This is a genomic window from Streptomyces sp. Y309, from assembly GCF_056712025.1.
Map to the genome: position 1 here is coordinate 5558275 of NZ_CM160048.1, position 14226 is coordinate 5572500.

11 protein-coding genes (1 of these 11 only partly in view) are annotated in these 14226 nt (G+C 71.6%); 9 read left to right on the top strand and 2 right to left on the bottom strand.

Annotation, left to right across the window (positions count from 1 at the left end; all coding sequences use genetic code 11):
* Positions 1-75 precede the first annotated feature (75 nt).
* From AC0KTA_RS22765 to AC0KTA_RS22790, 6 genes are all read left to right on the top strand, one after another.
* The gene (locus AC0KTA_RS22765) at positions 76-1692 is read left to right on the top strand and encodes an L-lactate permease (RefSeq protein WP_481050074.1); all 1617 of its coding nucleotides are present in this window, start codon (positions 76-78) and stop codon (positions 1690-1692) included.
* A 161-nt stretch (positions 1693-1853) separates the two neighbouring features.
* Positions 1854-3218: a phosphomannomutase/phosphoglucomutase gene (locus AC0KTA_RS22770; protein ID WP_481050075.1), complete on the top strand. Its 1365-nt coding sequence runs from the start codon at positions 1854-1856 to the stop codon at positions 3216-3218.
* A gap of 229 nt (positions 3219-3447) precedes the next feature.
* Positions 3448-3624 carry a Trm112 family protein gene (locus tag AC0KTA_RS22775; protein ID WP_481050076.1) on the top strand — a complete coding sequence of 59 codons (177 nt, stop codon included), beginning with the start codon at positions 3448-3450 and terminating at the stop codon, positions 3622-3624.
* Positions 3625-3753: 129 nt separating this feature from the next.
* Complete coding sequence (locus AC0KTA_RS22780; protein ID WP_481050077.1) at positions 3754-5112, top strand: SIS domain-containing protein; 1359 nt, start codon at positions 3754-3756, stop codon at positions 5110-5112.
* Positions 5113-5204: 92 nt separating this feature from the next.
* Positions 5205-6356, top strand: coding sequence for a mannose-6-phosphate isomerase, class I (gene manA / locus AC0KTA_RS22785; protein ID WP_481050078.1), 1152 nt, complete (start codon positions 5205-5207; stop codon positions 6354-6356).
* Positions 6357-6462: 106 nt separating this feature from the next.
* Positions 6463-7440 (top strand): cation diffusion facilitator family transporter, encoded by a 978-nt coding sequence (locus tag AC0KTA_RS22790; protein WP_481050079.1) that lies wholly within the window; start codon positions 6463-6465, stop codon positions 7438-7440.
* Between the two features lie 172 nt (positions 7441-7612).
* Here the strand turns inward: AC0KTA_RS22790 and AC0KTA_RS22795 are convergent, their stop codons facing one another.
* Positions 7613-9772: a fructose-specific PTS transporter subunit EIIC gene (locus tag AC0KTA_RS22795; protein WP_481050080.1), complete on the bottom strand. Its 2160-nt coding sequence runs from the start codon at positions 9770-9772 to the stop codon at positions 7613-7615.
* Positions 9773-10140: 368 nt separating this feature from the next.
* Between AC0KTA_RS22795 and ahcY the strand changes: the two genes are divergently transcribed.
* On the top strand, positions 10141-11598 hold the full coding sequence (ahcY, locus tag AC0KTA_RS22800; protein WP_481050081.1) for an adenosylhomocysteinase: 1458 nt from the start codon (positions 10141-10143) through the stop codon (positions 11596-11598).
* 219 nt (positions 11599-11817) lie between these two features.
* Positions 11818-12441 carry a hypothetical protein gene (locus tag AC0KTA_RS22805; RefSeq protein ID WP_481050082.1) on the top strand — a complete coding sequence of 208 codons (624 nt, stop codon included), beginning with the start codon at positions 11818-11820 and terminating at the stop codon, positions 12439-12441.
* An 88-nt stretch (positions 12442-12529) separates the two neighbouring features.
* Here the strand turns inward: AC0KTA_RS22805 and AC0KTA_RS22810 are convergent, their stop codons facing one another.
* Positions 12530-13594, bottom strand: a complete 1065-nt coding sequence (locus AC0KTA_RS22810) for an RDD family protein (protein ID WP_481050083.1) — start codon at positions 13592-13594, stop codon at positions 12530-12532.
* A 138-nt stretch (positions 13595-13732) separates the two neighbouring features.
* Here AC0KTA_RS22810 and AC0KTA_RS22815 point away from each other — a divergent pair, with 138 nt between their 5' ends.
* On the top strand, positions 13733-14226 hold the 5' portion of the coding sequence (locus AC0KTA_RS22815) for a stage II sporulation protein M (protein WP_481050084.1). It continues 514 nt past the right edge of the window; 494 of the gene's 1008 nt are visible here — the first part of the coding sequence; the start codon lies at positions 13733-13735; the stop codon falls past the right edge of the window.

The following is a 14226-nucleotide window of genomic DNA, read 5'->3' on the forward strand; positions in this document are numbered from 1 at the left end:
TCCGTGGTGCGGCAAAGCTCTGTGGTGCGGCAAAGCTCCGTGGTGCCGCGTCACGGAACGTCCGGGGAGGCCCCTGTGTTCGTCCAGGAACTGGAGCCCGTAGCCGACTCGCTCGGCCTGTCCGCCCTCGTCGCCACCCTGCCCCTGCTCACCGTGCTCGTCCTCCTCGGCGCCGTCCGCATGAAGGCCCACCGGGCGGGGCTCATCGGCCTCGCGGTCGCGGTCGCCGTCGCCTGGCTCGCGTACGGCATGCCGCTCGGCCAGACCGCCTCCGGCGCCGCCCAGGGCGCCGTCTTCGGGCTCTTCCCCATCCTGTGGATCGTCGTCAACGCCCTGTGGGTGTACCGGATGACCGTCCGCACCCGGCACTTCGACATCCTGCGCCGCTCCTTCGGGCGGCTCTCCGACGACCCGCGCATCCAGGCGCTCGTCGTCGCCTTCTGCTTCGGCGCCCTCCTGGAGGCGCTCGCGGGCTTCGGCGCGCCGGTCGCGATCTGCTCCGTGATGCTGGTCGCGCTCGGCTTCGACCCGGTGCGCGCGGCCGTCGTCGCCCTCGTCGCCAACACCGCGCCCGTGGCCTTCGGCGCCATGGGCACCCCCGTGGTGACGCTCGCCCAGGTCACCGGGATCCCGCTGGACACCGTCGCCACCGTCGTCGGCCGCCAGACACCGCTGCTCGCCCTCGTCGTGCCGCTGCTCCTGGTCGCCCTCGTGGACGGCCGGCGCGGGCTGCGCGAGACCTGGGTGCCCGCCATGGCCTGCGGATTCGCCTTCGCCGCCGCGCAGTTCGCGGCCTCCAACTACGTCTCCGCGCAACTGGCCGACATCGGCGCCGCGTTGGCCGGCGCGGGCGCCCTCGTCGCCGTGCCGGGCGCCCGCAGGCCGGCCGCCGAGCCCGTCCGGGCCGCGGTCCTGACCGGCGTACGCAGCGAAGACCTGGACCACGACGACCCGCGCGCGGACGTGCTGCGCGCCTACGCCCCGTACGCCCTCATCGTCGCGATCTTCTCGATCGCGCAGATCCCGCCCGTGAAGGACTTCCTCGCCGAGGCGACCCGCACCTTCGACTGGCCCTTCCTGAACGTCGGCGACCCGGCGGGCGATCCGGTCGGGGGCAACGTCTTCTCGCTGCCGCTGGTGTCCACCGGCGGCACCCTCGTGCTGCTCGCGGGCGTCGGCACGGCGGCCGTACTCGGCATCCACGCGCGCGTGGCGGTGCGCGAGTGGGTGGCGACCGTGCACGAACTGCGGTTCGCGATCCTCACCGTGACCAGCGTCCTGGCGCTCGCGTACGTCATGAACCTGTCCGGACAGGCCGCCACCATCGGGCACTTCGTGGCCGACGCGGGCGCGGGCCTCGCCTTCCTGTCGCCGGTGCTCGGCTGGTTCGGCGTCGCCGTCTCGGGCTCGGACACCTCCGCCAACGCGCTGTTCGGCTCGCTCCAGGTGACGGCCGCCGAGCAGTCGGGGCTCTCGCCCGAACTCCTCGCCGCCGCCAACAGCTCGGGCGGCGTCCTCGGCAAGATGATCTCCCCGCAGAACCTGACGATCGCGTGCGCGGCCGTCGGCCTCGCGGGCAAGGAGGGCGACCTGCTGCGCAAGGTGCTGCCCTGGAGCCTCGGGCTGCTCCTGGTGATGTGCCTCATCGTGGTCGGCCAGAGCACGGCGGTGCTCGGGTGGATGCTGCCGTGACGGTCCTCGGTCGGATGCTGCCGACGGTCCTAGGGAGGATGCCGCCGACGGTCCCCGGGCGGATGCCGCCCTGACGCGCCTTCCGGTTCTGCGTTGCGGGTAGTTTGTTGCCACCGACGAGGGCTTGCCGAGCTCCCAGAACCTTGCAGAGAGGGTTGGCCGTGACTGCTGATCTGTCCCAGCTCGTGAAGGCGTACGACGTGCGCGGGGTGGTCCCGGACCAGTGGGACGAGTCGCTGGCCGAGCTGTTCGGTGCCGCGTTCGCCCGGGTGACCGGCGCGGACGCGATCGTCGTCGGGCACGACATGCGGCCCTCGTCGCCCGGTCTGTCCGGTGCCTTCGCGCGTGGGGCGGCGGCGCTCGGCGTCGACGTCACGGAGATCGGCCTGTGCTCGACGGACCAGCTCTACTACGCGTCGGGCGCGCTGAACCTGCCCGGCGCGATGTTCACGGCCTCGCACAACCCGGCGCAGTACAACGGCATCAAGATGTGCCGCGCGGGCGCCGCCCCGGTCGGCCAGGACACCGGTCTCGCGGACATCCGCGCACTCGTGGAGCGCTGGTCGGACGAGGGCGCCCCCGAGTCGACGGCGACGCCCGGCACGCTCACGCGCCGCGACACCCTCAAGGACTACGCGGCACACCTGCGCGGCCTGGTGGACCTCACCTCCATCCGTCCCCTGAAGGTCGTCGTCGACGCGGGCAACGGCATGGGCGGCCACACCGTCCCCACCGTCTTCGAAGGCCTGCCCCTCACCCTCGTACCGATGTACTTCGAGCTCGACGGCACCTTCCCCAACCACGAGGCCAACCCGCTGGACCCGGCCAACATCGTCGACCTCCAGAAGCGGGTGCGCGAGGAGGGCGCCGACCTCGGCATCGCCTTCGACGGCGACGCCGACCGCTGCTTCGTCGTCGACGAGAACGGCGCCCCCGTCTCCCCGTCCGCGATCACCGCGCTCGTCGCCTCGCGCGAACTCGCCAAGCACGGCGGCTCGGGCACGGTCATCCACAACCTGATCACCTCCTGGTCCGTCCCGGAGGTCGTCCGCGAGAACGGCGGCACGCCCGTGCGCACGCGCGTGGGCCACTCCTTCATCAAGGAGGAGATGGCCAAGACCGGCGCGATCTTCGGCGGCGAGCACTCCGCGCACTACTACTTCCGCGACTTCTGGAACGCGGACACCGGCATGCTGGCCGCGCTGCACGTCCTCGCCGCCCTCGGCGGCCAGGACGGCCCGCTGTCCGCCCTGGTCGCGCAGTACGACCGCTACGCGGGCTCCGGCGAGATCAACTCCACCGTGGACGACCAGAAGGCCCGCCTCGCCGCGATCCGCGCCGCGTACGAAGGCCGCGACGGCGTCACCATCGACGAACTCGACGGCCTCACGGTCACGGCCACCGACTGGTGGTTCAACGTCCGCGCCTCGAACACGGAACCCCTCCTCCGCCTGAACGTGGAGGCCCGCGACGAAAAGGGCATGACGGAGGTACGGGACGAGGCGTTGGCGATCATCAGGGGCTGAGGGAATCCCGGCTGGGGGCCGCGTTTGTGGGCAGGCGTTCCGCACGGCGGAACGGGTGGGCACAAACGCCCCACCGGCCCGCACCCGAGGAACAACCGCTCTCCCCCCACCCCGGGGGATCGGGGCGAAGCCCCGCCACGAGCACCGCCCAAGGCCCCCGGCCAGCGGTACGCTGACCAGGCCACAAGGCCCACCCACCCCACCGCACACCACCCGAAGGGACCCGCACATGCCGCTCGAAGCCGGCCTCCTGGAGATCCTCGCCTGCCCGGCCTGCCACGCCCCCCTCAAGGAGACGGACACCGAGCTGGTCTGCACGGCGGAGAACACGGAGTGCGGCCTGGCCTACCCCGTCCGCGACGGCATCCCCGTCCTCCTGATCGACGAGGCCCGCCGACCCGCGTAACGACGGGTCGACGAGACCCGCCGCCCCGAGTAACGATCGAAGAGGCGCACCGTACGACGCCGCGACCGGCACCCCGTACGACCACCCAGCCCGCCACCCGCCGCGCGCGGCGATCGGAGGCCGACCCCCATGCTCGACGAGTCGCTGCTCGACGCCCCCGAGGCCCTGGCCCGGGCCGACCTGCACGACCTGCTGCGCGGCGCCGCCGAAGCGGGCGCACGCGTGCGGACGGCGGTCCGGCACGCCACGGAGTCCGGCCTCACGGAGCTCAAGCCGGACGGCCGCCCCCGCGCTGTCCTGATCGCGGGCCCGGGCACCGCCGCGACCGGCGTCGCCGACCTCATCGGCACGCTCGCGGGCACCGGCTGCCCCGTCGTCCGCCTGGCCCCCACCGGCGTGGCCCCCGCCGCGGGCGCCCTGCGCTGGGCCCTGCCCGGCTGGACCGGCCCCGTCGACCTGCTGCTCGTCGTCACGCCGGACGGCTCGGAGCCCGGCCTGACCCTCCTCGCCGAGCAGGCGTACCGCCGCGGCTGCACCGTCGTCGCGGTGGCCCCGCCCCGCTCGCCGCTGGCCGAGAGCGTCGAGGGCTCGCACGGCCTGACGGTCCCGATGGCCGCGTCGCCCGCGGCGGCGTACGAGACACCGGAGAACGGACCCGCCGCCCAGGGGAACCCCACCGCGGACGACCTCGCGCCACAGGACCAGGCCCAGCAGGACCAGGCCCAGGAGGACCAGGCCCAGGAGGACCAGGACCGGCGAGACCAGGACCAGTCCCCGGAGGCAGCGGACCAGCGGGACCAAGCCCCCCAGGAACGCGCCCCCCTGACCCTTCCGCACCACCTCCACAACGACGAGCCCGAAGCCCCCGCCGCCTCCCCCGGCACGCTCTGGGCCCTGCTCACGCCGCTGCTCGTCCTCCTCGACCGCACGGGACTGATCACCGCCCCCGTCGACACGCTCCAGAAGGTCGCCGACCGTCTGGACAGCGTCGCCGAGCGGTGCGGCCCGGCCATCGCGACGTACAGCAATCCCGCGAAGACCCTCGCCGTCGAGCTCTCCGAGTCGCTGCCGCTGATCTGGTCCGAGGGGCAGAGCGCGGGCATGGCGGGCCGCCGCTTCGCCGCCGCCCTCGCCGAACTGGCGGGCCACGCCGCGCTCGCCGCCGAGCTGCCCGAGGCGCTGGCCGCGCACGCCACGCTCCTCGCGGGCGGGCCCGTCGGCGGCGGTGACAGCGACGACTTCTTCCGCGACCGCGTCGAGGAACCGGCCTCGCTGCGCGCCCGCGTCGTCCTGCTCAGGGAACACCCCGCCGACGCCGGGGGCCTGACCGCCGCGCCCGCCGCCCGCGACCTCGTCCACAGCCACGACACCGCGCTCAGCGAGCTGGAACCCGCGGACGGCGGCGACCTGGAGCGCCTCGCCGAACTGATCGCCATCACGGATTTCGCGGCCGTTTACCTGGCGCTCGCCTCCGGGGACCGATCATGACGCCGACACCGACCTCGCGCACGTGCACGTATCCGTGAGCACGTGCAGGTAATCCGTGAGCACGCGCACGTATCCGTAAGGGAGACCCCTCCGTGGACCGCCTCACCAACACCGTCCGCCCCTACGCCTGGGGCTCCACCACCGCCATCGCGGAGCTCCTCGGCGTCGAGCCGACCGGCGAGCCGCAGGCCGAGATGTGGATGGGCGCCCACCCGGGCGCGCCGTCGCGCACCGAGCGCGGCCCGCTCAACGAGGTGATCGACGAGGACCCGGCGCGCGAGCTGGGCCCGCGCGCCGTCGCCAGGTTCGGCCCGCGCCTGCCGTTCCTGCTCAAGATCCTCGCCGCCGGCGCCCCGCTCTCCCTCCAGGTGCACCCGAACCTGGAAGAGGCCAAGGAGGGGTACGAGGACGAGGAGCGCCGCGGCGTCCCCATCGACGCCCCGCACCGCAACTACAAGGACGCCAACCACAAGCCCGAACTGATCTGCGCGCTCACGCCCTTCGACGGACTGTGCGGCTTCCGCGCGCCCGACGAGGCCGCCGAGCTGCTCGCGGGCCTGGGCGTCGACTCCCTCATGCCGTACGTCGACCTGCTGCACGCCAAGCCCGAAGAGGCCGCGCTGCGCGAGGTCCTGACGGCCGTCCTCACCGCCGACCCCGACGCCATGGCGAAGACCGTCGCGGAGGCCGCGGCCGCCGCCGAGCGCCTGGGCGGCGCGTACGCCCCGTACGCCGCCGTCGCCCGGCACTACCCCGGCGACCCCGGCGTCATCGCCGCCATGCTGCTCAATTACGTCCGACTCCAGCCCGGCGAGGCCATGTTCCTCGGCGCCGGCGTCCCGCACGCCTACATCCAGGGCCTGGGCGTGGAGATCATGGCCAACTCGGACAACGTGCTGCGCTGCGGCCTGACGCCCAAGCACGTCGACGTACCCGAACTCCTGCGCGTCGTCCGCTTCGAGGCGACCGACCCCGGCGTGCTGCGCCCGGAGGCCTCGCCCGACGGCGAGGAGGTCTACGAGACGCCGATCGACGAGTTCCGCCTCTCCCGCCTCGTCCTGCCCGAGGGCGGCGCCCCGCACGACCTCACCGCCGGGACCCCGCAGATCCTGCTGTGCACGGCGGGCGCGGTCCGCACGGGCGACATCGCCCTGACGCCCGGACAGTCCGCGTTCGTCCCCGCGGGCGAAAAGGCCGAAGTGTCCGGGACCGGCACGGTTTTCCGCGCCACTGTGGTCGCCTGACCCACCGCACGCCTCTCGTGCTGCAACAATGACCCACCGCAAAGGCCGGGCAACGCAGCGCCCGGGCGACGAGTAGTGACGCAAGGCGAAGGGACATCGGGCACACATGAGTGCGTCAGGCGGAACAAAGGCGATCGTGGCGGCACTCGCCGCCAATCTCGCGATCGCGGTGGCGAAGTTCGTGGCGTTCCTCTTCAGCGGCTCGTCGTCGATGCTCGCCGAGAGCGTGCACTCCCTCGCCGACTCCGGCAACCAGGGGCTGCTGCTCGTCGGCGGCAAGAAGGCCCAGCGCGAGGCGACGCCGCAACACCCCTTCGGGTACGGCCGCGAGCGCTACATCTACGCGTTCCTCGTCTCCATCGTGCTCTTCTCCGTCGGCGGCATGTTCGCCATCTACGAGGGCTACGAGAAGATCAAGCACCCGCACGACATCGACCACTGGTACTGGCCGGTCGGCGTCCTGGTGTTCGCGATCATCGCGGAGACGTTCTCCTTCCGGACCGCCATCAAGGAGTCCAACGCCCTGCGCGGCAAGCTCACCTGGACGCAGTTCGTGCGCCGGGCCAAGGCGCCCGAGCTGCCGGTCGTGCTCCTGGAGGACCTCGGCGCGCTCGTCGGCCTGGTCCTGGCGCTCGGCGGCGTCGGCCTCGCCCTCGCCACCGGCGACGGCGTCTGGGACGGCATCGGCACCCTCTGCATCGGTGTCCTGCTGATCCTCATCGCGATCGTCCTCGCGGCCGAGACCAAGTCGCTGCTCCTCGGCGAGTCCGCGGGCACCGAAGAGGTCGAGAAGATCGAGCAGGCCCTGGTCGACGGCGACACCGTCACCAGCCTGATCCACATGCGTACGCTGCACCTCGGCCCCGAGGAACTCCTCGTCGCCGCCAAGATCGCCGTACGGCACGACAACACCGCCCGCGAGATCGCCGACGCGATCAACGCCGCCGAGGACCGCATCCGCACGGCCGTCCCCATCGCCCGCGTCATCTACCTCGAGCCGGACATATACAGCGAGGAAGCGGCGACCGCGGGCACCAACCCGGCAAAGTCCCCCGGCGGCACCCCGCCGGAGACGGGCCACTGAGCCTTCGTACTGGCCGGGCTGTGGGCAATCGTCCCGCAGGGCGGGACGGGTGGGCACAGCCCCCGGCGCCGGGCAACCATATGTGCTTGTACGTGAAGTAGGGCCCCGCACCCATGTGGTGCGGGGCCCTACTTCACGTGTCGCCGTACGTCGTAGGCGACGTACGGCGTCCTCACCGCACCTCGCGCAGCACCCCCAGAATCGCCGCCTCGTCCGGCGCGGCCACGAGCCGCTCCCGGAAACCGGTGTCCATCAACTTCCGCGACAGCAGCGCGAGAATCCGCAGATGCTCGTCACCCGCGGCCGCCTCCGGCACGGAGATCATGAAGATCAGCTTGGCCTTCGTACCGTCGAGCGAACCCCACTCGACGCCCTCGGCGGACCGCGCGAAGCCCACCACCGGCGCGGTCACCGCGTCCGTCTTGGCGTGCGGGATCGCGATCTCCTCGCCGAGGCCGGTGGTGCCCTGCGCCTCGCGCCGCAGCGCGGTCCGCACCAGCTCCTCCACGTCGCCCACCTTCCCGGTCCGCGCGAGCAGCCCCGCCATCTCCCGGATCGCGGCCTCCTTGTCGTCGGCCGCGAGCTGGACCTTGACGGTCTGCTCGGTCAGATACCCGGAGAGGACTTCGTCGTCGGGAGCCGCAGCGTCAGCCGATGTCTCCGTAGGCGTGGGTTCCGAAGCAGCGGGCGCCGAAGGGGCAGGCGCGGCAGGGGACTTCTCGGGCGCCCCCACCCCCGAGGCACCGCCACCGCCCGCAACAGCCGCCCCGGCCCCGGCACCAGTACCAGCACCAGCACCGGCCCCGACTCCCGCAAGCACAGGCTCGCCCTCGCCGACCTCACCGACCAGCGGCTCACCACGCCGCCGCCGCTCACTGATGTCCACCAGCGTCACGGTCGCCAGCGCGGTGACGACGGTGCCGATCGCCACGGCTACGAAGAACATCGGTACGCCACCGATCGCGCCGAGCACCGCGACGATCGGCCCGCCGTGCGGCACCGCGTCCTTCACGCTCGCCAGCCCCGCGATCGCCCCGGCCACCGCACCGCCGAGCATGTTCGCCGGAATGACCTGCGCGGGCCGCGCCGCCGCGAACGGAATCGCACCCTCCGAGATCCCGAACAAGCCCATGAACAAGGCCGCGAGCCCGGTCTCCCGCTCCTGCTCGTCGTAGAGCCGCTTACGGATGAGCGTCGCGAGCCCCTGCCCGAGCGGCATCACGGGAATCGCCGCAGCACACATGCCCATCACCGTCTGGTTGCCGGTCGCGATGAGCCCCGCGCCGAACAGGAACGCCGTCTTGTTGACCGGCCCGCCCATGTCGAACGCGATCATCAGCCCCAGAATCGCGCCGAGCAGAATCGCGCTCGTCCCCGTCATCCCGCTGAGCCAGTCCGTCAGATGCTCGAAGACCCACGAGATCGGCTTGCCGATGACGTAGATGAAGAAGAGACCGAGCGCACTGGTCGCGATGATCGGGATCACGATGATCGGCATGATCGGCTGGGCGAACTTCGGGACCTTGACCTTCTTGATCCACAGCACCAGATACCCGGCCAGGAACCCGGTCACGATCGCCCCGATGAAGCCCGCCCCCGCCTTGGAGTCGTACAGCTCACCGGTGTTGGCGATCCACCCGCCGATCATGCCCGGCACCAGCGCCGGCCGGTCCCCGATCGCGTACGCGATGTACCCCGACAGAATCGGCACCATCAGCGTGAACCCGATGACACCGATCTCGTTCACATGCATCCAGAACGAGTCGTCCGGGATGACGAGCCCGCCCTTCGGGTCGGTGTGCCCGCCCAGCGACAGCGAGATCGCGATCAGCAGACCACCGACCACGACGAACGGGATCATGTACGAGACGCCGTTCATCAGCGCCTTGTACGCGACACTCCGCTCCCGGCCGCCGCCAGCACCCCCGCCCCCGGTCGCCGACTGTGTGCCGCCGCCCGCGCCGCCGCCCCCGTGCACGGGCGCACTCTGCACCTGCTCGATCAGCCGCTCCGGGTTGCTGATGCCCTCGGACACCCCGACGGACAGGACGCGTTTGCCCGCGAACCTGGCCAGATCGACGTCCTTGTCGGCCGCGACGATGACACCGTCGGCGTCTCTGACATCGTTGTCAGTCAGTACGTTTTCGGCCCCGATGGAGCCCTGCGTCTCCACCTTCATGTCGATGCCCTGACCGTCGGCGGCCTGCTGGAGCTTCTCCGCCGCCATGTACGTATGGGCGATGCCTGTCGGGCACGCGGTCACCGCGAGCAGCTTCAGCCGCTTCCGCCCGCTGGGGCCCCCGCCTGCCGGGAGGTCGGCCGGACTGGTCACGTGGATCTCCTAACACCTTGGCCAAACACGATCGCGCACATGTTCCCGATCTCCAGGCATCCTGCAACAGACGACGACAGGTTCCAATACGCAAAGGTCCCGGTTCAGGCGGGTCTCACGGCCTTTGTTCGGCGCTCGATTCGGCCACAGTCCATGACGGGGCGGGCTGGGGCTCGCTGGGCCAATCGGTGTAGATTCGTGACAGTGCCAGACGTCGCTGCTGATGGCGGTCGGGCGGTCCGTACCTGGACCGGCCGAGGGAGAGAGGGCCTCCGACGGACTGCACTGCGCGCGCCGGTGCACCCCAGTGCCCCGACGCCGCAGGTCAGCCATGCCCACCCTCGACGCATCACGAGGAGCACCTCACCATGACGACTGCCGTCAACGGCAAGGACTTCAAGGTCGCCGACCTCTCCCTGGCCGAGTTCGGCCGCAAGGAGATCACCCTCGCCGAGCACGAGATGCCCGGCCTGATGGCGATCCGCAAGGAATTCGCCGCCAGCCGGCCGCTGGCCGGCGCCCGCATCATGGGCTCCCTGCACATGACCGTGCAGACCGCCGTCCTCATCGAGACCCTGGTCGCCCTCGGCGCCGAGGTCCGCTGGGTCTCCTGCAACATCTTCTCGACCCAGGACCACGCCGCCGCGGCCATCGCCGTCGGTCCGAACGGCACCCCGGACAACCCCCAGGGCATCCCGGTCTTCGCCTGGAAGGGCGAGACCCTGGAGGAGTACTGGTGGTGCACGGAGCAGGCCCTGACCTGGCCGAACACGCCCACCGGCGGCCCGAACATGATCCTGGACGACGGCGGCGACGCCACCATGCTCGTCCACCTGGGCGTCCAGTACGAGAAGGACGGCAAGGTCCCCGCCGTCGAGACCGCCGAGAACGACGAGCACCGCGTCATCCTCCAGGTCCTCAACCGCACGCTGGGTGAGAACCCGCAGAAGTGGACCCAGGTCGCCTCGGAGATCCGCGGCGTCACCGAGGAGACCACGACCGGCGTCCACCGCCTGTACGAGATGCAGCGCGACGGGCAGCTCCTGTTCCCGGCGATCAACGTCAACGACGCCGTCACCAAGTCGAAGTTCGACAACAAGTACGGCTGCCGCCACTCCCTGATCGACGGCATCAACCGCGCCACCGACGTCCTCATCGGCGGCAAGACCGCGGTCGTCTGCGGCTACGGCGACGTGGGCAAGGGCTGCGCGGAGTCCCTGCGCGGCCAGGGCGCCCGCGTGATCATCACCGAGATCGACCCGATCTGCGCCCTGCAGGCCGCGATGGACGGCTACCAGGTCACGACGCTCGACGAGGTCGTCGACAAGGCCGACATCTTCATCACCACGACCGGCAACAAGGACATCATCATGGCCTCGGACATGGCCAAGATGAAGCACCAGGCGATCGTGGGCAACATCGGCCACTTCGACAACGAGATCGACATGGCCGGCCTCGCGAAGATCCCGGGCATCGTCAAGGACGAGGTCAAGCCGCAGGTCCACACCTGGACGCACCCCGACGGCAAGGTCCTCATCGTCCTCTCCGAGGGCCGCCTGCTGAACCTGGGCAACGCGACCGGACACCCGTCCTTCGTGATGTCCAACTCGTTCGCGGACCAGACGCTGGCCCAGATCGAGCTGTTCACCAAGCCCGACGAGTACCCGACCGACGTCTACGTGCTCCCCAAGCACCTCGACGAGAAGGTCGCCCGCCTGCACCTGGACTCGCTCGGCGTGAAGCTGACGACGCTCCGCCCCGAGCAGGCCGCGTACATCGGCGTCCAGGTGGAGGGCCCGTACAAGCCGGACCACTACCGCTACTGATCCGGCACCGGCCGTCGTCGTGACCCGGCCCCCGACACGGGGCCCGGTCACGCCCGCCGGCCGCCCGGCAGTGCGCCTTCAGCAGGCCCTCGCCCACACTGGGGCGGGGGCCTGTCTCCGTAGTGGCCCGCCCCCCGGCCCAGTTCACGCCTTCGGCCGACTCCCCGCCAGGAAGCTCCGCAAGCTCTGCTCCCCGTTTCCCGACAAGGACCACGCACCATGCCCCGCGGCCGGTATTCGCTTCACGATCCGCACGAACACACCCCCCTTGGTGAAGAACACTTCCAGTGCGCGCCAGGCCCTTCCGGCTGGCGCTATGTCGCCCAGCGCACCACCCCCTCGGGCGACCACTCGGGCTCCGTCGACCTGACGATCGACGAACTCGGCCGCCCCATCCGTCTCGAACTGCACGCTTCCGGCTGGCAGGTGCGCGCCGCCGCCCTCGACGGCGTCACCTGGGTCCGCTCCGACCCCTCGGGCGCGCAAGCCACCGAGAACAACGCCCCCGCTCACGCCTTCACCGGCACATCCCCCGCTTTCCTCATCGCCACCGCCCGGCTGCTGCGGCTCGCCCCCGCTTCCCCCGCGACCCGCGTCCGCCTGGTCGCCTTCACGGACCCGGTCCTCGCTCCCCGCACCCTCGACCAGTCCTGGGCCCTGCTGAAAAGAGAAGCACACGCCACTGACAACGGCCCCTTGACCGTGGACGAATACCAGGTCACAGCCCTGGACACGGGTGAGCAGCACGCCGTCCACATCACCGGCGACGTGGTCCTCGCGGCGCCCGGCATCGAGCTCGAGAACCTCGAGTCACCGCCGTCGGCGTTCGGCTCGGGGGACTGAGCGGGCGGCGCTCGCACGGCTTACGCGGGTGGCACCGCGTCGGCGGGTCATGCCACTTACGCGGGCGGCACCGCGGCGGTCACACCGCTTACGCGGGCGGCACGAAGCCCGTCGCGGGCGGGGTGGGTTCCTCCGACGCCGAGGGCGAGGATGCGGGGGCGGCGGGAGCCGGTGGAGCGGGAGCCGTGGGTGGGGGAGCGCCGGGCCCGGTGGAGGGCTGGGACGGCTGCGGTGCCGGTGGAGTCGGGGGCGCGTACGCGGGCGGGCCGGAGGGTGCGGTGCCCGGCGGGGTGAAAGGTTCCGCCTGCGCATTCGACCAGCCCGTCGGGGCACCCGGCGCACCTGCTCCGCTCGACGCACCCGACGCACCCGACGCACCCGACGCATTCCGCACTGCCACCCCCTGCCCCCCGAACGCACGCCGCGCCTCACGCGCCTGCCGTTCGTGCACCACAGCGGCGAGGAACGCCGCCGGAGGCACGCCCTCCGGCGCCGGAGCCCCGGTCCGTGCCACGAGATCGGCCGCGAGCCGCTCCGCCATCGCCCAGCCGACCTGCGGATCCAACTGCCCCATCCGCGTCAGGTACTGGCGTATGGCCAGCCACAGCCCGTCCGGCACCGCGGACAGGTCGAGCTCCGCGAACCGCCCCACGAGCCACGGCGGCGGCGCGGGCACGTACTCCGTATGCCCCGTCGGCACCCGCTCCCGCACGACGAGCGTCCCCGCGAACACGTCCCCGAGCCGCCGCCCGCGCGCCGACACCAGCGACGCGATGCACGCGACGACCCCGAACGTCAGCAGAATCTCGACGACCCCGATCGCCCCGCGCACCATCGCGTGCCGGAATCGGATCGGCCCGCCGTCGTCCCGCACCACCCGCAGCCCGCACGCCAGCTTCCCGAGCGACCGCCCGTGGCTGAGCGTCTCCACCGCGATCGGCACCCCGACGAGCACCAGCACGAACGTGCCCACCGCGATCGCGGCGACCGCCGCGTCGTCGAGCGAGCCGGCCGCCGCCAGCAGCCCCAACGTCACCGCCAGATAGACCGACCAGGCCACGACCATGTCGATGAGCACGGCCAGCGCACGGCTCGGCAGCTTCGCGGGACGCAGTTCCAGCGCCACCGCCTCGCCTGTCACCAGCTCACTCACGCCTGCCGTCCTTCCCTCTGCCGCCCCGGAACCGCCAGTCTGCCAAGCTGACAATGGATCGCGCCGCTGTAGTCGCTGTAGCCGCCTCTGTCCTTAGTCGCGGTACGCAGTACGAGAAGCCGAGGAGCAGCCAACCCGATGGACCTCGACGTCTTCGTGTCCGCCCACCGGGCCGAGTGGGACCGCCTGGACAGCCTGCTGCGCCGCCAGCGCCGCCTCACCGGCCCCGAGGCCGACGAACTCGTCGTCCTCTACCAGCGCACGGCCACGCACCTCTCCCTGATCCAGTCCAGCGCCCCGGACCCACAACTGACCGGGCGCCTCACTCAACTGGTCGCACGCGCGCGTAGTGCCGTGACAGGCACGCGCCGCGCCTCCTGGAGAGACGCCACCCGCTTCCTGACACACGGTTTCCCCGCGGCGGTCTACCGCTCCCGCCACTGGTGGGTACCCACAGCATTGCTCTCCACCGCCCTGGCGGCCGTACTCGGCTGGTGGATAGGCACCCATCCCGAAGTCCAGTCCTCCATAGCCGCGCCCTCCGAACTGCGCGAACTCACCCGCCCCGGAGGCGGGTACGAGACCTACTACTCCAGCCATCCGGCGGCCTCCTTCGCAGCCCAGGTGTGGAC

Coding starts and splice junctions, on each gene's coding strand:
- AC0KTA_RS22775 (WP_481050076.1), top strand. CDS start 3,448: ATGCCGCTCGAAGCCGGCCTCCTGGAGATCCTCGCCTGCCCGGCCTGC.
- ahcY (WP_481050081.1), top strand. CDS start 10,141: ATGACGACTGCCGTCAACGGCAAGGACTTCAAGGTCGCCGACCTCTCC.
- AC0KTA_RS22805 (WP_481050082.1), top strand. CDS start 11,818: ATGCCCCGCGGCCGGTATTCGCTTCACGATCCGCACGAACACACCCCC.
- AC0KTA_RS22780 (WP_481050077.1), top strand. CDS start 3,754: ATGCTCGACGAGTCGCTGCTCGACGCCCCCGAGGCCCTGGCCCGGGCC.
- AC0KTA_RS22790 (WP_481050079.1), top strand. CDS start 6,463: ATGAGTGCGTCAGGCGGAACAAAGGCGATCGTGGCGGCACTCGCCGCC.